Source organism: Companilactobacillus insicii, assembly GCF_003946015.1.
Taxonomy (GTDB): domain Bacteria; phylum Bacillota; class Bacilli; order Lactobacillales; family Lactobacillaceae; genus Companilactobacillus; species Companilactobacillus insicii.
The window spans coordinates 1-23,275 of the sequence record NZ_RHNU01000028.1; the positions used below are offsets into that span (position 1 = coordinate 1).

Annotated in this window: 39 protein-coding genes; 38 read left to right on the forward strand and 1 reads right to left on the reverse strand. The window is 37.5% G+C overall.

Features of this window, described 5'->3' with window-relative positions; translation table 11 throughout:
* Window positions 1–225: 225 nt before the first annotated feature.
* Both EKM79_RS08930 and EKM79_RS08935 read left to right on the forward strand, forming a co-directional pair.
* Window positions 226–1,041, forward strand: coding sequence for an alpha/beta hydrolase (locus tag EKM79_RS08930; protein WP_125568027.1), 816 nt, complete (start codon window positions 226–228; stop codon window positions 1,039–1,041).
* Between the two features lie 25 nt (window positions 1,042–1,066).
* Window positions 1,067–1,885: an alpha/beta hydrolase gene (locus EKM79_RS08935; protein ID WP_125568029.1), complete on the forward strand. Its 819-nt coding sequence runs from the start codon at window positions 1,067–1,069 to the stop codon at window positions 1,883–1,885.
* An 11-nt stretch (window positions 1,886–1,896) separates the two neighbouring features.
* Here EKM79_RS08935 and EKM79_RS08940 read toward each other — a convergent pair whose 3' ends face one another.
* Window positions 1,897–2,568 carry a prepilin peptidase gene (locus EKM79_RS08940; RefSeq protein WP_125568031.1) on the reverse strand — a complete coding sequence of 224 codons (672 nt, stop codon included), beginning with the start codon at window positions 2,566–2,568 and terminating at the stop codon, window positions 1,897–1,899.
* Window positions 2,569–2,792: 224 nt separating this feature from the next.
* Between EKM79_RS08940 and rpsL the strand changes: the two genes are divergently transcribed.
* The 36 genes from rpsL to truA all read left to right on the forward strand — a co-directional run bounded on the left by rpsL (window position 2,793) and on the right by truA (window position 23,236).
* Window positions 2,793–3,206 (forward strand): 30S ribosomal protein S12, encoded by a 414-nt coding sequence (gene rpsL, locus EKM79_RS08945; protein ID WP_025023861.1) that lies wholly within the window; start codon window positions 2,793–2,795, stop codon window positions 3,204–3,206.
* Between the two features lie 44 nt (window positions 3,207–3,250).
* A complete protein-coding gene (gene rpsG / locus EKM79_RS08950) occupies window positions 3,251–3,718 on the forward strand; it encodes a 30S ribosomal protein S7 (protein ID WP_125568033.1) in 468 nt (155 codons plus the stop codon).
* Window positions 3,719–3,751: 33 nt separating this feature from the next.
* Window positions 3,752–5,845, forward strand: coding sequence for an elongation factor G (gene fusA / locus EKM79_RS08955; RefSeq protein WP_125568035.1), 2,094 nt, complete (start codon window positions 3,752–3,754; stop codon window positions 5,843–5,845).
* A 308-nt stretch (window positions 5,846–6,153) separates the two neighbouring features.
* On the forward strand, window positions 6,154–6,462 hold the full coding sequence (rpsJ, locus tag EKM79_RS08960) for a 30S ribosomal protein S10 (protein ID WP_125568037.1): 309 nt from the start codon (window positions 6,154–6,156) through the stop codon (window positions 6,460–6,462).
* A gap of 31 nt (window positions 6,463–6,493) precedes the next feature.
* Window positions 6,494–7,129, forward strand: a complete 636-nt coding sequence (gene rplC, locus EKM79_RS08965; RefSeq protein WP_125568039.1) for a 50S ribosomal protein L3 — start codon at window positions 6,494–6,496, stop codon at window positions 7,127–7,129.
* A gap of 17 nt (window positions 7,130–7,146) precedes the next feature.
* A complete protein-coding gene (gene rplD, locus EKM79_RS08970; protein WP_125568041.1) occupies window positions 7,147–7,767 on the forward strand; it encodes a 50S ribosomal protein L4 in 621 nt (206 codons plus the stop codon).
* Window positions 7,767–8,054, forward strand: a complete 288-nt coding sequence (gene rplW / locus EKM79_RS08975; RefSeq protein WP_125568042.1) for a 50S ribosomal protein L23 — start codon at window positions 7,767–7,769, stop codon at window positions 8,052–8,054. The genes rplD and rplW overlap by 1 nt, the downstream gene beginning before the upstream one ends.
* Before the next feature lie 16 nt (window positions 8,055–8,070).
* Entirely contained in the window at window positions 8,071–8,904 is an 834-nt protein-coding gene (gene rplB / locus EKM79_RS08980; RefSeq protein ID WP_125568044.1) for a 50S ribosomal protein L2, read from the forward strand.
* A gap of 34 nt (window positions 8,905–8,938) precedes the next feature.
* A complete protein-coding gene (gene rpsS, locus EKM79_RS08985) occupies window positions 8,939–9,217 on the forward strand; it encodes a 30S ribosomal protein S19 (protein WP_125568046.1) in 279 nt (92 codons plus the stop codon).
* Window positions 9,218–9,237: 20 nt separating this feature from the next.
* Window positions 9,238–9,591 (forward strand): 50S ribosomal protein L22, encoded by a 354-nt coding sequence (gene rplV / locus EKM79_RS08990; RefSeq protein WP_125568048.1) that lies wholly within the window; start codon window positions 9,238–9,240, stop codon window positions 9,589–9,591.
* A 17-nt stretch (window positions 9,592–9,608) separates the two neighbouring features.
* Window positions 9,609–10,280, forward strand: a complete 672-nt coding sequence (gene rpsC / locus EKM79_RS08995; protein ID WP_125568050.1) for a 30S ribosomal protein S3 — start codon at window positions 9,609–9,611, stop codon at window positions 10,278–10,280.
* Window positions 10,281–10,283: 3 nt separating this feature from the next.
* Window positions 10,284–10,715 (forward strand): 50S ribosomal protein L16, encoded by a 432-nt coding sequence (rplP, locus tag EKM79_RS09000; RefSeq protein ID WP_125568051.1) that lies wholly within the window; start codon window positions 10,284–10,286, stop codon window positions 10,713–10,715.
* Window positions 10,705–10,899 carry a 50S ribosomal protein L29 gene (rpmC, locus tag EKM79_RS09005; protein ID WP_025023849.1) on the forward strand — a complete coding sequence of 65 codons (195 nt, stop codon included), beginning with the start codon at window positions 10,705–10,707 and terminating at the stop codon, window positions 10,897–10,899. The genes rplP and rpmC overlap by 11 nt, the downstream gene beginning before the upstream one ends.
* 23 nt (window positions 10,900–10,922) lie before the next feature.
* Window positions 10,923–11,198, forward strand: coding sequence for a 30S ribosomal protein S17 (gene rpsQ / locus EKM79_RS09010; RefSeq protein ID WP_125568053.1), 276 nt, complete (start codon window positions 10,923–10,925; stop codon window positions 11,196–11,198).
* Between the two features lie 31 nt (window positions 11,199–11,229).
* Window positions 11,230–11,598, forward strand: coding sequence for a 50S ribosomal protein L14 (rplN, locus tag EKM79_RS09015; protein ID WP_125568055.1), 369 nt, complete (start codon window positions 11,230–11,232; stop codon window positions 11,596–11,598).
* A 31-nt stretch (window positions 11,599–11,629) separates the two neighbouring features.
* Window positions 11,630–11,875, forward strand: a complete 246-nt coding sequence (gene rplX, locus EKM79_RS09020; protein WP_125568057.1) for a 50S ribosomal protein L24 — start codon at window positions 11,630–11,632, stop codon at window positions 11,873–11,875.
* Window positions 11,876–11,891: 16 nt separating this feature from the next.
* Window positions 11,892–12,434, forward strand: a complete 543-nt coding sequence (gene rplE / locus EKM79_RS09025; RefSeq protein WP_125568059.1) for a 50S ribosomal protein L5 — start codon at window positions 11,892–11,894, stop codon at window positions 12,432–12,434.
* Window positions 12,435–12,452: 18 nt separating this feature from the next.
* Entirely contained in the window at window positions 12,453–12,638 is a 186-nt protein-coding gene (locus EKM79_RS09030) for a type Z 30S ribosomal protein S14 (RefSeq protein WP_025023844.1), read from the forward strand.
* 28 nt (window positions 12,639–12,666) lie between these two features.
* Complete coding sequence (gene rpsH / locus EKM79_RS09035) at window positions 12,667–13,065, forward strand: 30S ribosomal protein S8 (RefSeq protein ID WP_125568061.1); 399 nt, start codon at window positions 12,667–12,669, stop codon at window positions 13,063–13,065.
* A 31-nt stretch (window positions 13,066–13,096) separates the two neighbouring features.
* Entirely contained in the window at window positions 13,097–13,627 is a 531-nt protein-coding gene (gene rplF, locus EKM79_RS09040; protein WP_125568063.1) for a 50S ribosomal protein L6, read from the forward strand.
* 19 nt (window positions 13,628–13,646) lie between these two features.
* On the forward strand, window positions 13,647–14,012 hold the full coding sequence (gene rplR, locus EKM79_RS09045; RefSeq protein ID WP_281273220.1) for a 50S ribosomal protein L18: 366 nt from the start codon (window positions 13,647–13,649) through the stop codon (window positions 14,010–14,012).
* Between the two features lie 18 nt (window positions 14,013–14,030).
* Entirely contained in the window at window positions 14,031–14,531 is a 501-nt protein-coding gene (gene rpsE / locus EKM79_RS09050; RefSeq protein WP_125568067.1) for a 30S ribosomal protein S5, read from the forward strand.
* 17 nt (window positions 14,532–14,548) lie between these two features.
* Window positions 14,549–14,734 carry a 50S ribosomal protein L30 gene (gene rpmD / locus EKM79_RS09055; protein WP_057766328.1) on the forward strand — a complete coding sequence of 62 codons (186 nt, stop codon included), beginning with the start codon at window positions 14,549–14,551 and terminating at the stop codon, window positions 14,732–14,734.
* A gap of 28 nt (window positions 14,735–14,762) precedes the next feature.
* A complete protein-coding gene (rplO, locus tag EKM79_RS09060; protein ID WP_125568069.1) occupies window positions 14,763–15,203 on the forward strand; it encodes a 50S ribosomal protein L15 in 441 nt (146 codons plus the stop codon).
* Window positions 15,203–16,498 carry a preprotein translocase subunit SecY gene (secY, locus tag EKM79_RS09065; RefSeq protein WP_125568071.1) on the forward strand — a complete coding sequence of 432 codons (1,296 nt, stop codon included), beginning with the start codon at window positions 15,203–15,205 and terminating at the stop codon, window positions 16,496–16,498. The genes rplO and secY overlap by 1 nt, the downstream gene beginning before the upstream one ends.
* A 14-nt stretch (window positions 16,499–16,512) precedes the next feature.
* Window positions 16,513–17,166 carry an adenylate kinase gene (locus tag EKM79_RS09070; protein WP_125568073.1) on the forward strand — a complete coding sequence of 218 codons (654 nt, stop codon included), beginning with the start codon at window positions 16,513–16,515 and terminating at the stop codon, window positions 17,164–17,166.
* A 95-nt stretch (window positions 17,167–17,261) separates the two neighbouring features.
* Window positions 17,262–17,480, forward strand: a complete 219-nt coding sequence (gene infA, locus EKM79_RS09075; protein ID WP_010018544.1) for a translation initiation factor IF-1 — start codon at window positions 17,262–17,264, stop codon at window positions 17,478–17,480.
* A 29-nt stretch (window positions 17,481–17,509) separates the two neighbouring features.
* The gene (gene rpmJ / locus EKM79_RS09080; RefSeq protein WP_010018546.1) at window positions 17,510–17,626 is read left to right on the forward strand and encodes a 50S ribosomal protein L36; all 117 of its coding nucleotides are present in this window, start codon (window positions 17,510–17,512) and stop codon (window positions 17,624–17,626) included.
* Between the two features lie 22 nt (window positions 17,627–17,648).
* Window positions 17,649–18,014, forward strand: coding sequence for a 30S ribosomal protein S13 (gene rpsM / locus EKM79_RS09085; RefSeq protein ID WP_125568075.1), 366 nt, complete (start codon window positions 17,649–17,651; stop codon window positions 18,012–18,014).
* 22 nt (window positions 18,015–18,036) lie between these two features.
* Window positions 18,037–18,423, forward strand: a complete 387-nt coding sequence (gene rpsK, locus EKM79_RS09090) for a 30S ribosomal protein S11 (protein ID WP_025023834.1) — start codon at window positions 18,037–18,039, stop codon at window positions 18,421–18,423.
* 63 nt (window positions 18,424–18,486) lie between these two features.
* A complete protein-coding gene (locus EKM79_RS09095; RefSeq protein ID WP_125568077.1) occupies window positions 18,487–19,425 on the forward strand; it encodes a DNA-directed RNA polymerase subunit alpha in 939 nt (312 codons plus the stop codon).
* 30 nt (window positions 19,426–19,455) lie between these two features.
* A complete protein-coding gene (rplQ, locus tag EKM79_RS09100) occupies window positions 19,456–19,836 on the forward strand; it encodes a 50S ribosomal protein L17 (RefSeq protein ID WP_125568079.1) in 381 nt (126 codons plus the stop codon).
* Between the two features lie 188 nt (window positions 19,837–20,024).
* Window positions 20,025–20,858 carry an energy-coupling factor transporter ATPase gene (locus tag EKM79_RS09105; protein ID WP_125568080.1) on the forward strand — a complete coding sequence of 278 codons (834 nt, stop codon included), beginning with the start codon at window positions 20,025–20,027 and terminating at the stop codon, window positions 20,856–20,858.
* Complete coding sequence (locus tag EKM79_RS09110; RefSeq protein ID WP_125568082.1) at window positions 20,834–21,688, forward strand: energy-coupling factor ABC transporter ATP-binding protein; 855 nt, start codon at window positions 20,834–20,836, stop codon at window positions 21,686–21,688. The genes EKM79_RS09105 and EKM79_RS09110 overlap by 25 nt, the downstream gene beginning before the upstream one ends.
* Complete coding sequence (locus EKM79_RS09115; RefSeq protein ID WP_125568084.1) at window positions 21,689–22,486, forward strand: energy-coupling factor transporter transmembrane component T family protein; 798 nt, start codon at window positions 21,689–21,691, stop codon at window positions 22,484–22,486.
* A gap of 3 nt (window positions 22,487–22,489) precedes the next feature.
* A complete protein-coding gene (truA, locus tag EKM79_RS09120) occupies window positions 22,490–23,236 on the forward strand; it encodes a tRNA pseudouridine(38-40) synthase TruA (RefSeq protein ID WP_125568086.1) in 747 nt (248 codons plus the stop codon).
* Window positions 23,237–23,275: the final 39 nt, after the last annotated feature.

A 23,275-nucleotide genomic window follows, 5' to 3' on the forward strand; every position in this document is an offset into this window, starting at 1 on the left:
AAGATTGGATCATATTTTGTCATAAAAAATGCCCTACAATCGTTAGATTTCTTGTCTAACAATTGTAGGGCACTTCAGCATTGCTATTTTTAGCATGCGGCCTTTTTTGTATCTAGGTTTAAAATACAAATTGTATATCCTTTGTTTATTATTAATAATTAAATATAATGTACAAATAGTTATTTAAGTTTAGAATAGATGTATAAACATGTTGAGAGGGAGAACATGGAGAAACAAAAATTATCTTATAAGGGACATGAATTTTATGTAGATACTTATTGGTTAGATCCAATTAGAGATTTTTCCAGTGAGGTGAAAAGGCCACTAGTTATCATTTTTCCTGGTGGAAGATTCACTTTTCAAACTGATCGTGAGGCACAGCCCATTGCATTAAAATTTGCTTCAGAGGGATTTCATGCAATTGTTCTACACTATCAATTAATTGAAGAGCAAACGCCAGTTTATCCATTGGCTTTACAAGAAACAGCTATTACCTTGAATTGGTTGAAAAGCCAGTCAAAAATTCATCATATTGATTTAGATAGAATAATCTTGGTTGGTTTTTCAGCAGGAGGTCATATCGTTGCTAATTTTAATTCGATTATGACTAATCTTGAAGAAAGGAAAAAGGTCATTTCTGAACGACTTGATGTAATACCAGCTGCTAACTTTTTATGTTATCCAGTCATTGACTTAACAGCTGGGTATCCTCGCAGTAAGGAGCACAGAGAGTCTGTCAGCAATGATACTTTTTATTGGAAATCTCAAGATCATTTGACTAGTAATGCAAAACCAACTTTTATTTGGCAAACCGTTGATGATAAAACAGTACCAGTACATAATTCACTGTTATATGCTGAGAAAATGAATCAATTAGATTTGCCGTTTGAATTGCATTTATTTGCTTCTGGCAAACACGGATTATCATTAGGAACTTATGTCACCCAACGACCTGGTAATGTATTGCACTTAAATAAGTTTGTAGCAGAGTGGTGGAAATTAGGAATGAATTGGCTAAGATCTATTAATTTCTTTAATTGAATAAACGTTCAAGGAGATGTTTCCCATGAATACACAAAAATTAACATATAAAAATGTTGAATTTAATATTGATACATACTGGCTAGATCCAATTAGTGATTTTACTTCCGAGGTTAAACATCCTTTAGTAATAATTTTTCCGGGTGGGGGATTCACATTTCATTCTGATCGTGAAGCACAGCCAATTGCTCTTAAGTTTGCAGCCGCAGGTATCCATGCGATTGTTTTGCATTATAAATTAATAAATGATGGAAAACCAGTTTATCCCTTATCATTGCAAGAAACAGCCACTACTTTGAATTGGGTAAAAACTCAGGCTGACAAACACCAAATAGACCTTGATAAAGTATTTTTGATTGGATTTTCGGCTGGAGGTCATATTGTAGCAAATTATAATTCGCTGATGACTGATCCTGAAACTAGTAAAGATATATTTGCTGCACCGATTGAAGTAGAACCTTGTGCTACTATTCTGAGTTATTCAGTAATTGATTTGACAATGGGATATCCAGAAGATGTTGATTATGCAATGAAAATAAGCCCAGATATTTTTTATTGGCAATCCCAAGAACATTTGACTAAGTATTCTAAACCGACTTTTATTTGGCAAACAGTTACTGATGAAACAGTTCCAGTTATGAATTCACTTGTCTATGCTCAGAAAATGGATTTATTAGGTTTACCATATGAATTGCATTTGTTTGCAACTGGTAGGCATGGACTTTCGTTAGCAACTCATATTACGGAAGATCCTGGAGAAGGATCATATGTTAACTATTCAGATGCAAAATGGTGGAGCATGTGCTTGAATTGGTTGAAGTTACAGCGTATTTTACCGGTTTAATTTTTAAAAGGTTAATAAGAGATTAGATAGATAATTCCTGTAGAGATAGTTAAGTAAGGAATGAATCTAAATGATCTCTTTTTATTTGTGACAAAGCTAAATATGCACGTTAGACAGGCAATTAAGATTATTTTTAAGATATCTTCTAAACCAAATAATATTGCTAATAGTGCAATAAGTTCCACATCACCTAATCCGATGTTGTTGTATAAACGATTCAATGCAATAAGAACACTGTATACCAAGAATCCTATTATTAAGTGAAGTTGATAATTATGAAAATAAGCATATAAATAAGTCGGTAAACTTATCAAATATAAAAGCGAGTATACATATCCATAATAGTGATCCATAAAACTCAAAAATATTAACATTAGTGCCACTGGAACTATCATATAGAGATTTCGATTCTGAATAATAATAGTTAGAAAGAACATTCCACCAATTAATTCTGTAACAGGATATATTAGCGGCACCTTTGTATTGCATTTTGAACATTTTCCTTCTATAAATATAAAGCCCAAAATAGGAATTAATTCATACCACCTTAAAATAGTATGGCAATTATCACATGATGATCGCCGTTTTAAATCAATTTTTGGAAAATCATGTGCTACAACTGTCAAAAATGAGACTATACTGGAACCTAGAGTAAATATTATTAAATAATAGAAATATGTCATTTTATCACCTCAAACTAAATTACGTGTTTTATTTGCATCTTTTCTTTGCAAGTTCCATTGACATGAACTTTTTAAGATGATATTCTATTAGACGTGCTTTTATTAGCAGAGTAGTAGTTTGTTTAAGTATAAGCTCATATCGTATGCCACTTAGGTGGTTTATTATTTTACAAAATTATGAACCACCTGGATGTGTGTACTTAAATTTTTAGGAGGAACCTTGAATGCCTACAATTAATCAATTAGTACGTAAAGGCCGTAAGTCACAAGGGTCAAAATCAAATGCCCCTGCATTGAACTACGGTTACAACAGTATGAAGAAAGTTGCTACAAAGAACCCAGCACCACAAAAACGTGGTGTAGCAACTCGTGTCGGAACAATGACACCAAAGAAGCCTAACTCAGCCCTACGTAAGTATGCCCGTGTTAGACTATCAAACCTTATCGAAGTTACAGCATATATCCCAGGTGTTGGCCACAACTTGCAAGAGCATAGTGTTGTCCTTGTCCGTGGTGGACGTGTAAAGGATCTACCTGGTGTTCGTTATCACGTTGTTCGTGGTGCTTTAGATACTGCCGGTGTTGATGGACGTATGCAAAGCCGTTCAAAATATGGTGCTAAGAAGCCTAAGAAATAATTAAATCACAAACAAAGAAATAAGTAATAACGGAGGAATTTAATATGCGTAAAGGTAGCGCTCCAAAACGCGATGTATTACCTGATCCAATGTACAACTCAAAGTTAGTTACACGTTTGATCAATCACTTGATGTACGATGGTAAGAGAGGAACAGCTTCATCAATTCTCTACCGTGCATTTGATATTATTAAAGACAAGACTGGCAACGAACCATTGGATGTCTTCGAAGAAGCCATGAATAATGTTATGCCTGTTCTTGAAGTTAAGGCTCGCCGTATCGGTGGTTCTAACTACCAAATTCCTATTGAAGTACGTCCAGATCGTCGTACAACATTAGGTCTTCGTTGGATCGTTAGCTATGCTCGTCTACGTGGTGAACATACTATGGATCAACGTCTTGCAAATGAAATTATGGATGCAGCTAACAACACAGGTGCAGCTGTTAAGAAACGTGAAGATACACATAAGATGGCTGATGCTAACCGTGCATTTGCTCACTATCGTTGGTAATTAATAATAAATTGAGAGGAGAAACAAAGTTTAATGGCTAATAAACGTGAATTTCCACTAGAAGAAACTCGTAATATTGGTATTATGGCCCATATCGATGCCGGTAAGACTACAACTACAGAACGTATCTTGTACTATACTGGTAAGATCCACAAGATTGGTGAAACACATGATGGTGCTTCTCAAATGGACTGGATGGCCCAAGAACAAGAACGTGGTATTACTATTACATCTGCTGCTACAACAGCTGAATGGAAAGGTAACCGTATTAATATCATCGATACTCCAGGACACGTTGACTTCACAATCGAAGTTGAACGTTCACTACGTGTTCTAGATGGTGCTATTACAGTTCTTGATGCTCAATCTGGTGTTGAACCACAAACTGAAAATGTTTGGCGTCAAGCTTCAACATACGGTGTTCCACGTATCGTCTTTGTTAACAAGATGGATAAAATTGGTGCTAACTTTGACTACTCAGTAGAAACACTTCACGAAAGACTAGATGCTAACGCTCATGCTATCCAAATGCCAATCGGTGCTGAGGATCAATTCGAGGGTGTTATTGACTTGATCGAAATGAAAGCTGATCTTTATGATGAAGATGAACTAGGTACAAAGTGGGATACAGTTGATGTTCCTGACGAATACTTAGAAACAGCTAAAGAAAAGCGTGCTGAATTAGTTGAATCAGTTGCTGATGTTGATGATGACATCATGGAGAAATATCTAAATGGTGACGAAATCAGCAATGATGAATTACGTAAGGCTATCAGAAAGGCTACTATCGATTTGAAATTCTTCCCTGTACTTGCAGGTTCCGCCTTCAAGAACAAGGGTGTTCAAATGTTGATGGATGCTGTTGTTGATTACTTACCATCACCACTTGATGTTCGTCCTTACAATGCTACAAATCCTAAGGATGACAGCCAAGTTGAATTAGTTGCTGACGATAGCAAGCCATTTGCTGGTCTTGCATTCAAGATTGCTACTGACCCATTCGTTGGACGTCTAACATACATCCGTGTATATAGAGGTTCACTAGAATCAGGTTCATACGTTCTTAACGCTACAAAAGACAAGCGTGAACGTGTTGGTCGTTTGCTACAAATGCATTCTAACCACCGTAAGGAAATCCCTGAAGTATTCTCTGGTGATATCGCTGCTGTTATCGGTTTGAAGAATACTACAACTGGTGACTCACTTACAGATCCTGACGAGCCATTAATTCTTGAATCATTGGATATTCCAGATCCAGTTATCCAAGTTTCTATCGAACCTGATTCAAAGGAAGATAGAGATAAGATGGACCTAGCTATTCAAAAGCTTTCTGAAGAAGATCCAACTTTCCAAGCTGAAACAAATCCTGAAACTGGTGAAACATTGATCGCCGGAATGGGTGAATTACACTTGGATATCATGGTTGACCGTATGAAACGTGAATTCAAGGTTGCATGTAAAGTTGGTGAACCACAAGTTGCTTATCGTGAAACATTCACTAAGCAAACAAGTGCACAAGGTAAGTTTGTTCGTCAATCTGGTGGTAAAGGTCAATATGGTGATGTTTGGGTTGAATTTACACCAAATGAAGAAGGAAAAGGCTTCGAATTCGAAGATGCTATTGTCGGTGGTGTTGTTCCTCGTGAATACATTCCTTCAGTTGAACAAGGCTTGAAAGAATCAATGGAAAACGGTGTTCTTGCTGGATATCCATTGATCGATGTTAAGGCTAAGTTGTATGATGGTTCATACCACGAAGTCGATTCATCAGAAGCTGCCTTTAAGATTGCTGCTTCACTTGCATTACGTAATGCTGCTAAAGATGCTGGTGCTGTAATTCTTGAACCTATTATGAAGGTTGAAATTGTTACTCCAGAAGATTACTTAGGTGATGTTATGGGACAAGTAACAGCTCGTCGTGGACGTGTTGAAGGTATGGAAGCACGTGGTAATGCTCAACTTATCAACTCATTCGTTCCACTTTCAGAAATGTTCGGTTACGCTACAACACTTCGTTCAGCAACACAAGGACGTGGTACTTTCACAATGACATTTGATCATTACGAGAAGGTTCCTAAGTCAATTCAGGCTGATATTATTAAGAAGAATGGCGGAAACGCTGAATAATAAAATTAAAGCAAATCCATTAGGGTTTGCTTTTTTTATTTACAATTATTATCGAGTTTCTTCTATATTAAGAAAACGTATTTCAAATTCAAAAAAAACATGAAAACTCTTGAAATATCATAAAATCGCGTGTATTATTATAAGAGTGCTTATTTCCAGGAGAAGTATGTGCTTAGAGGTATTTAAAATAAATATCGACGGTTTAGAAGTGAGAGGTTGCGACACACCCGGCCGCTTTGCCACGGCAGGGCTGGCGGATATTTTCACGGAGCCGGTCATCTTGAAAGAGACAAAAAGGAGGTAACCCCATGGCAAGTCAAAAAATTCGCATTCGTTTGAAGGCTTATGAACATCGTATTCTAGATCAATCAGCTGACAAAATTGTGGAAACAGCAAAAAGAACTGGTGCTAAAATTTCAGGTCCAATTCCTTTGCCAACAGAACGTTCATTATATACAGTGTTGAGTTCACCACATAAGCATAAGGATTCTAGAGAACAATTCGAAATGCGTACACATAAGAGACTTATTGATATCGTTAATCCATCAACAAAGACGGTTGATTCATTAATGAAGCTAGATCTACCATCAGGCGTAGATATTGAAATTAAATTATAATTATTAAAAATAAATTATTGGAGGTGCAAACATGGCCAGAAAAGGAATTCTTGGTAAAAAAGTCGGAATGACTCAAGTTTTTACTGACAACGGTGAGTTAATCCCCGTAACAGTTGTAGAAGCAACACCAAACGTTGTTATGCAAGTTAAAACAGTAGAAACTGACGGTTATGAGGCCGTTCAACTAGGTTTTGAAGATAGACGTGAAGTTCTGTCAAATAAACCTGCCAAAGGTCATGCAGATAAGGCAAACACAGCTCCTAAACATTACATTCGCGAATTCCGCGATGTTGAAATGGGAGATTACGAATTAGGTGGAGAAGTTACAGTAGATACATTTAATTCAGGTGATGTTGTCGACGTTACAGGTATTACAAAGGGACATGGAATGCAAGGTAACATTAAGAGATTTGGACAAGCTCGTGGTCCTGAAACTCACGGTTCTAGATATCACCGTGTTGCAGGTTCAATGGGTGCCATCATTAACCGTGTATTCAAAGGTAAGATGCTTCCCGGACGTATGGGTAACAATCGCGTAACTACACAAAACTTAACTATTGTTAAGGTTGATGCAGATCGTAATGTAATTATGATCAAGGGTAATGTACCTGGAGCAACAAAATCATTAGTTAAAATTCAAACAGCTATTAAAGCTAATCAAAAATAGGAAGGAGGAAATGAGTTATGACAAAAATCACAGCTTACAAAGATAGCGGTGCTGAGAACGGTACTGTTGAAGTAAATGATGCAATTTTTGGTATCGAACCAAACAACAACGTGATCACAGATGCAGTTATCATGCAACGTGCCTCATTAAGACAAGGTACACATGATGTTAAGAACCGCTCTGAAGTACGTGGTGGTGGAAAGAAGCCATGGCGTCAAAAGGGTACAGGTCGTGCTCGTCAAGGTTCAATCAGATCACCTCAATGGGTAGGTGGTGGTGTCGTATTTGGCCCAACACCTAGATCTTATTCATACCACCTTCCTAAGAAGGTTAGCCGTTTGGCATTGAAGTCTGTACTTTCACAAAAAGCTGCTGACGGTAACCTAATCGTTATTGACTCAATTTCATACGACAAACCAAGTACAAAGAGCTTTGCACAATTGCTTAACAAGTTAGGTGCAGATAAGGCTCTTGTAGTTGTTGAAGATGGTAATGACAACGTTGCTTTATCAGCAAGAAACATCGATAAAGTTACAGTTGTTGCACCAGAAGGTGTTAACGTTCTTGACGTTATTAACGCTAAGAAATTAGTTGTTACACAAGCAGCACTTTCTAAGATTGAGGAGGTGCTTGGATAATGAGCGCAAGAGACGTAATTATTCGCCCAGTTATCACTGAGAGCTCAATGGATGCTATGAGCGACAAGAAATATACTTTTGATGTTGCACTTGATGCAAATAAAGTACTTGTTCGTCAATCTATCGAAGAAGTTTTCGGTGTTAAAGTTAAAAAAGTAAACATCATGAATGTTGCCGGTAAGAAGAAGCGCCAAGGCCGTTATGTTGGTACAACAGCAAAACGTCGTAAGGCAATTGTTACACTTACAGCAGATTCAGATGAAATCAAAATTTTTGATGAAGAATAAATAAGGAGGTCAAATAATGGCGATTATCAAGTATAAGCCAACCACAAATGGTCGTCGTAATATGACAGGTTCTGACTTTTCAGAGATCACAAAGACAACTCCTGAAAAGACACTTTTAGAATCACAAAGCCATACAGCCGGTCGTAATTCATACGGTCATATTACAGTTCGTCACCGTGGCGGTGGTCACAAACAAAAATACCGTGTTATTGATTTCAAACGATTAAAAGACGGTGTAAAAGCTACAGTTAAAGCTATTGAATACGATCCTAACCGTACAGCTAACATTGCATTACTACACTACTCAGATGGTGTTAAGTCATACATCTTAGCTCCTAAGGGTCTTGAAGTTGGACAAGTTGTTGAATCAGGTGTTGATGCAGACATCAAACCAGGTAACGCACTTCCACTAGAAAACATTCCAGTTGGTACAATTCTACACAACGTAGAAATGAAACCTGGTAAAGGTGGTCAACTAGGACGTTCTGCTGGTACTTCAATTCAATTGCTTGGTAGAGATGGTAAGTACTCATTATTACGTTTACCTTCAGGTGAAGTACGTATGGTACTTTCAAAATGCCGTGCAACTGTTGGTGCTATTGGTAATGAACAACATGAATTAATTAAGATTGGTAAAGCTGGACGTAAACGTTGGCAAGGATTTAGACCAACAGTTCGTGGATCAGTTATGAACCCTAACGATCACCCACATGGTGGTGGTGAAGGTAAAGCTCCTATCGGTCATCCATCACCAATGTCACCATGGGGTAAGAAGACCTTGGGTAAGAAGACTCGTTCATCACATGCCAAATCTGAAAAACTTATCGTTCGTCACAGAAAAGGTAAGTAGTTATTTCGTTAGAATAATATAAGGAGGACATAAGATGAGTCGTAGTTTAAAAAAGGGACCATTTGCTGACGCACATCTTTTAAAGAAGGTTGAAGCTCAAGCAGATTCTGATAAGAAATCAGTTATCAAAACATGGTCAAGACGTTCAACAATTTTTCCTAGTTTTGTAGGATACACAATAGCAGTTCATGATGGTCGTAAGCATGTTCCAGTTTATATCCAAGAAGATATGGTTGGACATAAGTTAGGTGAATTCGTACCTACACGTACATTCCATGGTCATGGTACTGACGACAAGAAGACAGCTAAGTAATAAGAAGGGAGACTTAAAAGATGGCAGAACAAGAAATTACATCTGCAACAGCCAGAGTAAAGAATGTTCGTATTGCACCTCGCAAAGCTCGCCTTGTTATTGATTTAATAAGAGGCAAGAACGCTGCTGAGGCACTTGCAATGTTGCAATTTACACCAAGAGCAGGCTCTCCAATTATTGCCAAAGCTCTTAAGTCAGCAATTGCAAACGCAGAACATAACTTTGATTTAGATGCACAAAACCTATTCGTTAGTGAAGCATTCGTTGACGAAGGACCAACTCTAAAACGTTTCCGTCCTAGAGCTAAGGGTTCAGCATCACCAATTAACAAGAGAACAAGTCACATTACAGTTGTAGTAAGTGAAAAAGAATAGTATTGGAGGTAACTTGAGTGGGTCAAAAGATTAATCCAGTAGGATTTCGTGTCGGCGTTATTCGTGACTGGGATGCCAAATGGTATGCAGAAAAAGACTTTTCAACATTTTTACACGAAGACCTTAGAATTCGTAAGTATATTGAAGACAAACTTTCAAATGCTTCCGTATCAAGAATTGAGATCGAACGTACTGCAAAGAACGTAACAGTTTCAATTCATACCGCTAAACCAGGTATGGTTATCGGTAAGGGTGGTTCAGAAGTTGAAAAATTACGTAATGAACTAAATAAACTAGTTAACAGAAACATTCATATTAATATTATCGAAATTAAGAAACCTGATTTGGATGCTAAACTTGTTGGTGAGAACATTGCTCGTCAACTAGAAGCTCGTATCGCATTTAGACGTGCACAACGTCAAGCAGTTCAACGCTCAAGACGTGCAGGTGCAAAGGGTATCAAGGTTCAAATTTCTGGTCGTTTAAACGGTGCTGATATGGCTCGTAGAGAATGGCATACAGAAGGAACTGTTCCTCTACACACATTACGTGCAGATATCGATTATGCTTGGGTTGAAGCAGCCACAACATATGGTAATTTAGGTGTTAAGACTTGGATTTACCGTGGTGAAATTCTTCCTGAAAAGCCAAATCATAACCAAGAAAAAAATGAAGGGAAAGGAGAATAATCTATGCTAGTACCAAAACGTGTAAAACACCGTCGTGAATTCCGTGGCAAGATGCGCGGAGAAGCTAAGGGTGGTAAGAATGTTGATTTTGGTGATTATGGTTTGAAGTCACTTGATTCAAGCTGGATCTCAAATAGACAAATTGAAGCAGCCCGTGTCGCTATGACTCGTTACATGAAGCGTGGTGGTAAGGTTTGGATTAAAATCTTCCCTCATAAATCATACACTGCAAAAGGTGTCGGAGTTCGTATGGGTAATGGTAAAGGTGCACCTGCTGGTTGGGTAGCTCCTGTAAAGCGTGAAAAGGTCATGTTCGAAATCGGCGGAGTTCCTGAAGAAGTAGCCCGCGAAGCATTGAGACTTGCATCTCACAAATTACCAGTTAGAACTAAGTTCGTAAAACGTGAGGAAGTAGGTGGCGCTGATGAAGGCTAGTGAAATCAAAGAGCTAACTGCTGCTCAATTGCAAGATAAAGTTAACGAATATAAAGAAGAATTATTCAACTTGCGTTTCCAACAAGCCACAGGCCAATTGGAAAACACAGCTCGTCTTAAAGCTGTAAGAAAGAACATTGCAAGATTAAGAACAGTTCAAAATCAAAAGAATAACGAAAACTAATAAACAGGAAGGGAGATCTCAAGTTGAGCGAAACACAAGAAAGCCGTAATAGCCGTAAGGTATATCAAGGCCGCGTTGTATCAGACAAGATGGACAAAACTATCGTAGTTGTTGTTGAAACATACAAGAACCACCCTGTATACAAGAAGCGTGTTAGATATTCAAAGAAGTTCTACGTTCAAGATGAAAAGAACGAAGCAAAGATTGGCGATGTTGTACGTATCATGGAAACTCGACCTTTGTCAAAGACAAAGCGCTTCCGTTTATTAGAAATCGTCGAAAAAGCAGTCATTATCTAGAAACAATTACTGATGAGAGGAGGACCAAGAAGTGATTCAACAAGAAAGTCGTCTAAAAGTTGCAGATAACTCTGGAGCTCGTGAAATTCTAACTATTAAAGTTCTTGGTGGTTCAAGCCGTAAGACAGCTAATATCGGAGACGTTATTGTTGCTACCGTCAAACAAGCAACACCAGGTGGCGTTGTTAAAAAAGGTGACGTTGTTAAAGCCGTTATCGTAAGAACAGTGTCCGGTGCTCACCGTACAGATGGTTCTTACATCAGATTTGACGAAAACGCTGCGGTTATTATTAACGCTGACAAGACACCTAGAGGAACTCGTATCTTCGGACCCGTTGCTCGTGAGCTACGTGATAACGATTTTATGAAGATCGTCTCATTAGCACCAGAAGTGCTATAAAAAGATCAATTAATTCAGGAGGTGCTGAATAGTGTTTGTAAAAACTGGAGACAACGTTAAAATTATTTCTGGTGATAGCAAAGGCAAAGAAGGCGTAGTTAAAAAAGCTATTCCTTCAGCTAATAAAGTTATCGTCGAAGGCGTAAATGTTGTTAAGAAACACTCGAAGCCAACTAATACACAACCTCAAGGTGGAATCATCGACGTTGAGAGACCTATTAGTGTAACTAACGTAAAAGTTGTAAGTAAATCATCTGATAAAAAAGAAGATAAATAAGAAAGGAGAAAACTAAATGGCTAATGCATTAAAAGAAATGTATGTAAAAGAAATTACACCATCAATGATGGAAAAATTCAATTACACATCAGTTATGCAAACACCAAAGATCGAAAAGATTGTTTTAAACATGGGTGTTGGTGACGCAATTGCTAACTCAAAGAATCTTGATGAAGCAGTTGAAGAATTAGGCCTAATTGCTGGTCAAAAACCTTTAATTACAAAGGCTAAGAAATCAATCGCTGGTTTTAGACTTCGTGAAGGTATGTCAATCGGTGCTAAAGTTACTCTTCGTGGTGACCGCATGTATGACTTCCTTGACAAGTTGATCAACATTGCATTACCTCGTGTTCGTGATTTCCGTGGTGTTGGTACACGCTCATTTGATGGCCGTGGTAACTACACACTAGGTATCAAGGAACAATTGGTTTTCCCAGAAATTGACTACGATAAGGTTAACAAGATTCGCGGATTGGACGTTGTTATTGTTACAACAGCCAACACTGATGAAGAATCACGTGAACTATTAACACAAATCGGAATGCCATTCACAAAATAATAAAGGAGGTCAAATTCATTGGCTAAGACATCTCAAATTGTACGGAATCATAGACCTGCTAAGTTCTCTTCACAAGCATATACACGTTGCGAACGTTGTGGACGTCCACATTCTGTATATCGTAAATTTAAGCTTTGCCGTGTTTGCCTTCGCGAATTGGCTCATAAAGGTCAAATCCCTGGCATGAGAAAAGCTAGTTGGTAGAAACAACACTAATAAGGAGGTAAATTAAATGGTCATGACAGATCCTATTGCGGATTACCTAACACGTATTCGTAACGCTAATATGGTTAAACATGAATCTCTAGAAGTTCCTGCTTCAAACATTAAGAAGAGTATTTCAGAGATCTTGAAGAATGAAGGATTTATCAAGGATTACGAAGTTATCGATGATAACAAGCAAGGTGTACTTCGTATTTTCCTTAAGTATGGTAAAGATCAACAACGCGTCATCACAGGCTTGAAACGTATTTCAAGACCAGGTTTGCGTAGTTATGTTGATTCAGATAACGTACCAAAGGTTCTTAATGGATTAGGTATCGCTATTCTTTCAACATCAAAAGGTGTTATTACTGACAAAGAAGCTCGCGCACAACACGTGGGTGGAGAAGTAATTGCTTATATTTGGTAATAATTTTTAAAAGACAAGGAGGTGCACTAATTTGAGTCGTATTGGTTATAAGGTAATTGAAGTCCCAGAAGGCGTAACAATTACTCAAAAAGACGAAAACATCACTGTTAAAGGCCCAAAGGGTGAATTAACAAGACACTTTAATTCAAAAATCAAGTTAACTCTTGAAGGAAATGAAGCTAAGTTTGATCGTGAAAGCGAAAACGACAAGGCTCTTCACGGTACAATGCGTGCCAACCTTAACAACATGGTCGAAGGTGTAACAAAAGGTTTCGAAAAGAAGCTTGAACTAAGAGGTGTTGGTTACCGTGCACAAGTTAAAGGTAATACATTAACACTTTCAGTTGGTTACTCACATCCAGTTGTTATGGATGCACCAGAAGGTATTAAGATCGAATCTCCTTCAAATACTGAAATCAATATTTCAGGTATCAGTAAGCAAAAAGTTGGACAATTTGCTGCTGAAATTCGCGATGTACGTCCCCCAGAACCATATAAGGGTAAAGGTATTCGTTATGTTGACGAATATGTACGTCGTAAAGAAGGTAAGACTGGTAAATAGTTCTAAATAATTCTATGAGGTGAATATTGTGATTTCAAAACCAGATAAAAACAAAGCACGTCAAAAGCGTCAAAAACGTGTTCGTGGTAAAATCTCTGGTACTGCTGAGCGCCCACGCTTAAATGTATTCCGTTCTAACAAAAACATTTACGCTCAAGTAATTGATGACGTAAAGGGTGTAACGCTAGCAAGTGCCTCAACTCTTGATAAAGAAGTCAAAGACGGTTCAAAAGTTGAACAAGCTGAAGCTGTTGGTGCATTAGTTGCACAAAGAGCTCTCGAAGCTAAAATTAGTAATGTTGTATTTGATCGTGGAGGATACCTATACCATGGTCGTGTACAAAGTCTTGCTGAAGCAGCTCGTGAAAATGGGCTAAAATTCTAGAAGGAGGAAACCAAATTTATGACATATATCGATCCATCTCAATTCGAACTAGAAGATCGCGTTGTCTCAATCAACCGTGTTACTAAGGTTGTTAAAGGTGGACGCCGTCTACGTTTTGCTGCTATCGTAATCGTTGGTGACAAGAATGGTCACGTCGGTTTTGGTACAGGTAAAGCTCAAGAAGTTCCTGAAGCCATTCGTAAAGCTGTTGAAGATGCTAAGAAGAACTTGATTAACGTTCCTATGGTAGGTTCAACAATTCCTCACGAAGTTATCGGTAGATACGGTGCAGGTAAGATCATGTTGAAGCCAGCTATTGAAGGTTCTGGTATCGCCGCTGGTGGTGCTGTTCGTGCCGTTCTCGAATTAGCCGGTGTTGGTGATATTACAAGTAAATCACTTGGTAGAAATACACCAATTAACGTAATTCGTGCTACAATCGAAGGTCTAAAAGAAATCAAGACTGCTGAAAGTGTTGCAGAAATGCGCGGAATCTCAGCTCAAAACTTGCTTAACTAGAAGAAAGGTGTGTAATAATGGCTAAACTTAAGATTACTCTTATTAGAAGTGCAGCTCACCGCCTTCCTGCTCAACGTACAATTGTTAAAGAACTAGGACTCGGAAGAGTTAATAGTTCTGTTGTTAAGCCGGATGATCCTGCTATTCGTGGTGCTGTATTAAAAATCGCTCACTTAGTAAGTGTCGAAGAAGTTAAAGATTAATAATTTTTAAAGATTAGGAGGTGCAATAATGGAACTAAACGAACTTAAACCAAGTACAGGCTCAAGACATTCAAGAAAGCGTCTAGGTCGTGGTACTTCAAGTGGCCAAGGTAAAACTGCTGGTCGTGGACAAAAAGGTCAATTAGCTAGATCTGGTGGTAAAACACGTATTGGTTTTGAAGGTGGACAAATGCCATTGTTCCGTCGTATGCCAAAACGTGGTTTCTACAATATCAACCGCAAGGAATACGCTATTGTAAACCTTAAAGACCTAAGCAAGTTCAATGACGGTGCTGAAGTTAATATCGATACATTAAAAGAAGCTGGAATCGTTAAGAAAGAATATAACGGTGTCAAATTACTTGCAAACGGCGAAGTTAGTGCTAAGTTAACTGTTAAAGTTGCTAAGAGCTCTGACGCTGCTACTAAAGCAATCGAAGCTGCTGGTGGAACTGTAGAGGTGATCTAATGCTTAGAACTATCAGAGATGCTCTAAAGGTGAAGGAAATCCGTAAAAAGATCCTATTTACCTTGATGTTACTTGTGATATACCGTTTAGGATCACAAATTACGGTCCCTGGTGTTAACGCTGCTGCGATGGACAAGGTTAGTTCCTCAGGGTTAGTTCCCCTACTGGATACCGTAACTGGTGGTGGTCTTTCAAACTACTCTATTTTCTCAATGGGTGTTTCACCATTCATTACCGCTCAAATTGTCGTTCAACTTTTACAAATGGATATTGTTCCTAAGTTCGTTGAATGGAGTAAACAAGGTGAAGTTGGTCGTAGAAAACTAAATCAAGTAACGAGATATTTGACGATTGTTTTAGGTTTTGTTCAATCAATCGGTATCACTGCTGGATTTAACCAATTAAGTGGTTTGGGACTAGTTAAGTCACCGAATATGAGAGCATTTATTACAATTGGTGTCATCTTGACGGGTGGTACTATGTTACTTACTTGGATTGGTGAACAGATTACTGATAAAGGTTTAGGAAACGGTGTTTCGGTAATTATCTTCGCTGGTATTATTGCTAGATTCCCTAACGGAATTTATCAAATTTACCGCGATAATATTATTAATGCTGATTCTGCAGACCTTGCAAAGAATATTGGATTTATGGTTGGATTAGTAATTGCCATTTTGTTAGTTGTACTATTTGTTACTTATGTACAGCAAGCTAATAGAAGAATTCCAATTCAGTACACAAGGCGTGCAGCTGGAAGTGGTAGCGAAAGTTTTCTACCATTGAAGGTTAACGTTGCTGGTGTTATTCCAGTTATCTTCGCTAGTTCATTTATTGTTACGCCTCAAACAATTTTGATGGCGTTCCAAGCAAATCACAGTGAAGATACTTGGTATCAAGTATTAACTAATATATTCAGTATGCAAACGACAACAGGATCTCTACTATATACATTGTTGATTGTATTATTTACATTCTTCTATGCATTTGTTCAAGTAAATCCTGAGAAGCTTGCTGAAAACTTACAAAAACAGGGAGCTTATATCCCTGGTGTATGGCCTGGTAATGAAACTATCAAGTTCATGTCAGGTGTCCTAATGAGACTTTCAACTGTTGGTTCAGTGTTCCTAGGACTTGTCTCATTGCTTCCATTACTTGCAGCAAACCTATTCAACTTACCTCAATCCATCGGATTAGGTGGTACAAGTTTGTTGATTATCGTTGGTGTTGCTTTGGAAATGGATCGACAATTGAGAGGTCTATTGATGAAACGTGAATACGTTGGATTTATTAGATAATTGGAGATGTGACAATGAATATTGTATTGATGGGATTACCTGGTGCTGGTAAGGGTACTCAAGCAGAAAAGATTGTTGAAGATTTTAAGGTTGTTCATATTTCTACTGGAGATATGTTCAGACAAGCCATGTCTGATAAAACTGAAGTTGGTTTAAAAGCCAAAGGTTTTATTGACAAAGGTGCGTTAGTTCCTGACGATGTTACTGAAGCTATTGTTGAAGAACGTTTAGCTAAAGAAGACGTCCAAAAGAACGGATATATGCTTGATGGATTTCCGAGAACTCTTGAACAGGCAAATGCTTTACAGACAATTGCAAAGAATGTAAACAAACCTATAGATGCTGTCATCTACATAGATGTAAAGCCTGAGGCATTAGTTGATCGTTTATCTGGAAGATATATTTGTTCAACATGTGGAGCTACGTATCATAAGATCTACAATCCTACTAAGGTTGAAGGAACTTGTGATGTCTGTGGTGGGCATGAATTCTTCCAACGTGAAGATGACAAGCCAGAAACAGTTAAGAACAGATTAAAAGTTAATATTGAAATGAATACACCATTAATTGATTTTTATGATAAGTTAAACTTATTACATAAAATCAATGGTGAACAAGAAATAGATGAAGTTTATAACGAAGTAAAGAAAGTTTTACAAAGTCTGTAAGACTTTTTACTTTTATTTGTTTACATATCCAAGAGATTATTGTATAATCTTGCGGTATATGCAGATGAATTTCATCCCGATGGAGGTTAATATCTTTGGCAAAAGAAGATGTCATTGAAGTAGAAGGTACAATTTCAGAAACATTGCCTAATGCGATGTTTAAGGTAAAGCTTGAAAATGGAGCAACAGTGTTGGCCCATGTCTCAGGTAAAATCCGTATGCACTACATTAGAATTTTACCCGGTGATAAAGTTACCGTGGAATTATCCCCTTATGATTTAACCAAGGGAAGAATTACATATAGATACAGATAATATGATTTTAATGGAATGGAGGTTCCAACATGAAAGTAAGACCATCCGTTAAACCTATGTGCGAACACTGTAAAGTAATTAAGAGACGCGGTCGCGTTATGGTTATTTGCTCTGCAGATCCAAAGCACAAACAAAGACAAGGATAATATAATATAGGAGGTGCAATTAATGGCTCGTATAGCAGGTGTAGATTTACCTCGTGATAAGAGAATCGTTATTGCCTTAACATACATTTTTGGTATTGGTAACACAACAGCCCAAAAAGTGCTAAAAGATGCCGGCGTTTCTGAAGACGTACGTACAAGAGACTTAACTCCTGATCAAGAAGATAAGATTCGTGTAGAAGTTGACAAGATACGTGTAGAAGGTGACTTACGTCGTTCAGTAAGCATGGACATTAAGAGACTACAAGAAATTGGTTCATACCGTGGTATGAGACATCGTCGTGGTTTGCCAGTTAGAGGTCAAAACACAAAGAATAATGCAAGAACTCGTAAAGGTAAGAAAGTATCTATCGCGGGTAAGAAGAAGTAATTAACAGATAGGAGGTTAATTCATGGCACAAAGTAAAGGTCGTAAGCGCCGTACTAAGAAGCATATTGAATCTGGTGTTGCACATATCCACTCCACATTCAACAATACACTAGTTATGATCACTGATGTTAACGGTAATGCCGTTTCATGGTCATCAGCTGGTGCACTAGGATTCAAAGGAAGCCGTAAGTCAACACCATTTGCCGCACAAATGGCTGGTGAAGCAGCTGCTAAAGAATCAATGGAACATGGTATGAAAACAGTCGAAGTAGCTGTTAAGGGTCCTGGTTCAGGTCGTGAAGCTGCAATTCGTTCATTACAAGCTACTGGATTGGAAATCACAGCTATTCGTGACGTTACACCAGTTCCTCATAATGGCTCACGTCCTCCAAAGCGTCGTCGTGTATAGAATGGTTTTATACCCATATGAACTAAGCTACACACATTTCGTTTTGAAAGGGGAACTAACCGAATGATCGAATTTGAAAAGCCAACTATCACTGCAGTTGAAGAAAGCAATGATTACGGTAAGTATATTATCGAACCGTTGGAAAGAGGTTATGGTACAACTTTAGGAAACTCTCTACGTAGAGTACTATTGGCATCATTACCAGGTACAGCGGTATCAGATATTCAAATAGATGGTGTATTGCATGAATTCTCAGCTATTGATGGTGTGATTGAAGATGTTACACAAATTGTGTTAAACGTTAAAGGTCTAAATCTTAAATCTTATGCTGAAGACAGTTTAAAAGCTGAAATCGACGTCGTTGGTCCTGCAACTGTTACAGCCAAAGATATCAAAGCTGACGATGATTTGGAAATCCTCGATCCAGAACAATTTATTTGTACTGTTGCTGAGGGTGGACACTTCCACATGCAAATGACAATTAAAAATGGTCGTGGATATACTCCTGCAGAACAAAATAAAACAGATGAAACACCTATCGGTGTTTTACCAGTTGACTCTATTTTTACACCAGTAGATAAAGTTAACTATCAAGTTGAAAACACTCGTGTGGGTAAGAGAAACGACTTCGACAAATTAACAATTGATATCTGGACAAATGGTTCAATTGGACCACGAGAAGCTATTAGTTTGTCTGCTAAGATTCTTACAGAACACTTAACAAGTTTTGTAAACCTTACAGAAGAAGCTAAGAGCGCTGATATGATGATCGAAAAAGAAGAAACACAAAAAGAGAAGAAGCTTGAAATGACAATTGAAGAATTTGACTTATCAGTTCGTTCATACAATTGTTTGAAGCGTGCCGGTATTAATACCGTGCAAGAGCTTACTGAAAAATCTGAAGCTGATATGATGAGAGTTCGTAATCTTGGACGCAAGTCATTAGTTGAAGTTAAAGAAAAGCTCGCTGATCTTGGATTGTCATTAAGGCAAGAAGACTAATAGTCTGAAATTCAAACAGGAGGTATAGACATGGGCTACCGTAAATTAGGACGTACAAGTTCTCAAAGAAAAGCAATGTTACGCGATTTAACTACTGATTTAATCATTAATGAACGTATTGTTACAACTGAAACTCGTGCTAAGGAAATCAGCCGTACAACTGAAAAGATGATTACCCTTGGTAAGCGCGGAGATCTTCATGCTCGCCGTCAAGCGGCTTCATATGTTAGAAACGAAGTTGCTAACATTTCTGAAGAAGACGACGCAGTTGTTGTTCAATCAGCACTTCAAAAGTTGTTCAGTGATATTGCACCTCGTTACAAAGAACGTAATGGTGGATACACACGTATTTTGAAGACTGCACCTCGCCGTGGCGACGCAGCTCCAATGGTTATTATTGAATTAGTTTAATAATAAGTTTATTAAAAATCAGTCATTCTGATGAATTAGTGAGTGTTAAGATGATGGTTATGAAAATAGCCAAGTCTATCTCTGAGATTCCGGTAAAACGGAACACTAATTTGTCGAATGATTTTTTTTTACCCCAAAAAACATTTTTTTTCGTTATGATATAACTAGCAGATATTGAGGAGAGACAATTGGAAAATATAATTTCAATAAAAGATGTAACATATACATATCCGGATTCAGAAGCTCCTGCAATCAAAAATCTTTCATTGGATATTCATTCTAATGAATGGCTATCAATTGTTGGTAAGAATGGTAGCGGTAAGTCTACTCTTACTAAATTAATTGATGGTCTTATTGAGTGTGATTCTGGGACTATTGAAATAGCTGGTCAAATTATCAATGAAGAGAATATATGGGAAGCTCGAGAAAAAATAGGAATTATCTTTCAAAATCCAGATCATCAATTTGTTGGTGCGACTGTTGAAGATGATGTGGCTTTTGGTTTAGAAAACCAAGGGGTCCCTCGTGATAAGATGGTTAAAGAAGTCAATGAGGCTTTAAAGATGGTTGATATGCAAGAGTATAAAACGCGTGATCCACAGTCTCTTTCTGGTGGTCAAAAGCAGCGTGTGGCTATAGCTGGAGTACTCGCTACTAAACCACAAATTATTATTATGGATGAGTCTACTAGTATGTTGGATCCAAATGGACGCAAGACGGTTCTAGATTTAATCAAACGTCTTAGACATGAACAAAATATGACGATTATTTCGATAACTCATGACATTGAAGAAACACAATTGTCAGAAAGAATCGTAGTGTTAAACGATGGACAAGTTGTTAAAGATGATGAACCTAAGTCTATATATGATCTTGGCCCTGAATTGACGAATTTTGGACTTGAGGAGCCTTTTTCAAGTCAAGTTGCATCATCGTTAAGAGACACCATAAAATTGCCTGAAGGCTACTTAAATGAAGAGGAGTTAATTGATAACGTATGGAAATCATTTTCAAAAATGTAACACATTCATATGAAGCAAATAATCCTTTGGCAGCTTTAGGCTTAGACGATGTTTCTGTGGATATAAAAAATAAAAAATTTACGGCCATTATAGGGAAAACTGGTAGCGGAAAATCGACCTTGGTCCGTCATATTAATGCACTATTAAAACCTACAAGTGGGACTATAACTGTTGGTAATCGTGAAATTACTCCTGATACTAATAATAAGAATCTCAAACCACTTCGTAAGAATGTGGGAATGGTATTTCAATTTCCTGAGAGTCAGTTGTTTGAAGATACAGTTGAAAAAGATATTATGTTTGGACCGATGAACTTTGGAGTGTCAGAAGAGGATGCAAAGTTAGCTGCTCATGATATGATAAAGCTTGTGGGTTTGGACGAGAAGTATTTGAGTAAATCGCCATTTGACTTATCTGGTGGACAAATGCGTCGTGTTGCGATTGCTGGTGTTCTAGCCACACACCCTGAAACAATAATTTTAGATGAGCCTACTGCGGGATTGGATCCTGTCGGACGTAAAGAAATTATGGATCTATTCAAGAATCTTCAAAGTGAAGGCAAGACCGTCATCTTAATAACTCACAATATGGACGATGTTGCTAATTATGCAGATGAAGTAATAGTTATGCACGACGGAAGAAAAGTTGCTGAGGGAACACCTATGGAGGTTTTTAACAATCAGAAACTGTTAAGGGATGATATGTTGACTCTTCCACAGAGTGCAATTTTTGCACAAAAGTTATCAAAAAAATATTTTAAATTTGACCAATTACCAATTACTATCAGTGATTTATCGACTGAAATAAAAAGACAAATTAATGGTGATTAAATGAACAAATTAATTCTTGGGAGATATTTACCGGGAGATTCACTAATTTATCAATTGGATCCTCGCGGAAAATTTCTAATTACATTTTATTTTATTGGAATCGTATTTTTAGCAAACAACGTTGTATCGTATGGCTTTTTATTGTTGTTTGTTTTATTTGCAGTTTATTTATCAAAAATCAATTTAGGATTTTTCCTCAGAGGATTGCGGCCAATGTTTTGGCTAATTCTGTTTACTGTTGTTTTGCAGATGTTTTTTACTCCAAGTAAAACTCCTTTGTGGAGTTTTGGAATACTTACCCTCTCAAAAGAAGGTTTGATAATATCTGCATATATTTTTATAAGATTTGTCTTAATTATCTTTGTTTCAACATTATTGACATTAACAACGACACCCATTGAGATTTCCGATTCAATCGAGAGCATCTTAAAGCCACTGAAGGCAATTAAGTTTCCAGTGACACAAGTTGCTTTGATGTTGTCGATTGCATTACGTTTTGTGCCATTGTTAATTGATGAAACCGCTAAAATTATGGATGCTCAAAGAGCACGTGGAGTTGATTTTGGTGAAGGAGGATTGATTAAGAGAATTAAATCCTTTGTGCCGATTTTGATTCCTTTATTTGTAAGTAGTTTTTCAATTGCATATGATTTGGCGATAGCTATGGAATCACGTGGATATAAAGACGGTGAGGGTCGTAGTAAGTATCGAGTTCTAAGCTGGTCAATGCGTGATACATTAGCTGCGATAGTTATGTTGGTTATTACAGTGATTTTATTATTTATTCGGAGTTATTAATTTATGACAAGATATAAACTGACCATTGCTTACGATGGTACAAAATTTCATGGGTTTCAACGTCAACCTGATATGCGAACAGTTCAGGGAGTCATTGAACGTGCTTTGTGTAAGATGACAAAGGGAAGACATGTCGAGGTGTATGGATCTGGCAGAACAGATGCAGGTGTGCATGCGTTTGGACAAGTGATCCATTTCGATTATCCTGGTGAAATTCCCGCAAATAGCATGTTAAAAGCAATTAACTCCTTAATGCCGTTGGATGTTATTGTGGAAAAGTCTGAGATTGTTACTGACGAATTTCATGCAAGATTTGGTGTAAAACGGAAAACTTATCAATATCGAGTTGATTGTGGACATTATACTAATCCATTTAAAAGGTTTTACACAGGTCATTATCAGTACCCAATTGATGTGGATAAAATAAAAGTTGCTTTAAAAGATTTAGAGGGTGAACATGATTTTACAAGTTTTGCGGCTTCAGGTGGAGTAATTGAAAATAAAGTTCGCACAATTTACTCAGCTACGGTAAAATATGTAGAATCAGAAAATGAATTGATTTTTGAATTTACCGGAAATGGTTTCTTATATAATATGGTGCGCATACTTGTTGCTACATTGCTGGAAATTGGTAATGGTAGACGAGATGTTCATGATTTTTTGAGATTATTTGAGGTAAAAGATCGTCAAGAGGCACGTGGTACAGCGCCGGCAAGTGGGTTGTATTTAAAAGAAGTATTTTATGAATAAAACCTGTGGATAATTATTGACTTATGGCAGAATACCAAG

Coding starts and splice junctions, on each gene's coding strand:
- rpsG (WP_125568033.1), top strand. CDS start 3,251: ATGCGTAAAGGTAGCGCTCCAAAACGCGATGTATTACCTGATCCAATG.
- rplQ (WP_125568079.1), top strand. CDS start 19,456: ATGGGCTACCGTAAATTAGGACGTACAAGTTCTCAAAGAAAAGCAATG.
- truA (WP_125568086.1), top strand. CDS start 22,490: ATGACAAGATATAAACTGACCATTGCTTACGATGGTACAAAATTTCAT.
- rpmJ (WP_010018546.1), top strand. CDS start 17,510: ATGAAAGTAAGACCATCCGTTAAACCTATGTGCGAACACTGTAAAGTA.
- rpsJ (WP_125568037.1), top strand. CDS start 6,154: ATGGCAAGTCAAAAAATTCGCATTCGTTTGAAGGCTTATGAACATCGT.
- rpmD (WP_057766328.1), top strand. CDS start 14,549: ATGGCTAAACTTAAGATTACTCTTATTAGAAGTGCAGCTCACCGCCTT.
- rpsL (WP_025023861.1), top strand. CDS start 2,793: ATGCCTACAATTAATCAATTAGTACGTAAAGGCCGTAAGTCACAAGGG.
- EKM79_RS08940 (WP_125568031.1), bottom strand. CDS start 2,568: ATGACATATTTCTATTATTTAATAATATTTACTCTAGGTTCCAGTATA.
- EKM79_RS09110 (WP_125568082.1), top strand. CDS start 20,834: ATGGAAATCATTTTCAAAAATGTAACACATTCATATGAAGCAAATAAT.
- rplW (WP_125568042.1), top strand. CDS start 7,767: ATGAGCGCAAGAGACGTAATTATTCGCCCAGTTATCACTGAGAGCTCA.
- rplE (WP_125568059.1), top strand. CDS start 11,892: ATGGCTAATGCATTAAAAGAAATGTATGTAAAAGAAATTACACCATCA.
- secY (WP_125568071.1), top strand. CDS start 15,203: ATGCTTAGAACTATCAGAGATGCTCTAAAGGTGAAGGAAATCCGTAAA.
- rpsH (WP_125568061.1), top strand. CDS start 12,667: ATGGTCATGACAGATCCTATTGCGGATTACCTAACACGTATTCGTAAC.
- EKM79_RS09095 (WP_125568077.1), top strand. CDS start 18,487: ATGATCGAATTTGAAAAGCCAACTATCACTGCAGTTGAAGAAAGCAAT.
- EKM79_RS08930 (WP_125568027.1), top strand. CDS start 226: ATGGAGAAACAAAAATTATCTTATAAGGGACATGAATTTTATGTAGAT.
- rplB (WP_125568044.1), top strand. CDS start 8,071: ATGGCGATTATCAAGTATAAGCCAACCACAAATGGTCGTCGTAATATG.
- EKM79_RS09115 (WP_125568084.1), top strand. CDS start 21,689: ATGAACAAATTAATTCTTGGGAGATATTTACCGGGAGATTCACTAATT.
- rpsE (WP_125568067.1), top strand. CDS start 14,031: ATGACATATATCGATCCATCTCAATTCGAACTAGAAGATCGCGTTGTC.
- rplV (WP_125568048.1), top strand. CDS start 9,238: ATGGCAGAACAAGAAATTACATCTGCAACAGCCAGAGTAAAGAATGTT.
- rplP (WP_125568051.1), top strand. CDS start 10,284: ATGCTAGTACCAAAACGTGTAAAACACCGTCGTGAATTCCGTGGCAAG.
- fusA (WP_125568035.1), top strand. CDS start 3,752: ATGGCTAATAAACGTGAATTTCCACTAGAAGAAACTCGTAATATTGGT.
- rpsK (WP_025023834.1), top strand. CDS start 18,037: ATGGCACAAAGTAAAGGTCGTAAGCGCCGTACTAAGAAGCATATTGAA.
- rpsM (WP_125568075.1), top strand. CDS start 17,649: ATGGCTCGTATAGCAGGTGTAGATTTACCTCGTGATAAGAGAATCGTT.
- rplD (WP_125568041.1), top strand. CDS start 7,147: ATGACAAAAATCACAGCTTACAAAGATAGCGGTGCTGAGAACGGTACT.
- rpmC (WP_025023849.1), top strand. CDS start 10,705: ATGAAGGCTAGTGAAATCAAAGAGCTAACTGCTGCTCAATTGCAAGAT.
- EKM79_RS09070 (WP_125568073.1), top strand. CDS start 16,513: ATGAATATTGTATTGATGGGATTACCTGGTGCTGGTAAGGGTACTCAA.
- EKM79_RS08935 (WP_125568029.1), top strand. CDS start 1,067: ATGAATACACAAAAATTAACATATAAAAATGTTGAATTTAATATTGAT.
- rpsS (WP_125568046.1), top strand. CDS start 8,939: ATGAGTCGTAGTTTAAAAAAGGGACCATTTGCTGACGCACATCTTTTA.
- rplC (WP_125568039.1), top strand. CDS start 6,494: ATGGCCAGAAAAGGAATTCTTGGTAAAAAAGTCGGAATGACTCAAGTT.
- rplO (WP_125568069.1), top strand. CDS start 14,763: ATGGAACTAAACGAACTTAAACCAAGTACAGGCTCAAGACATTCAAGA.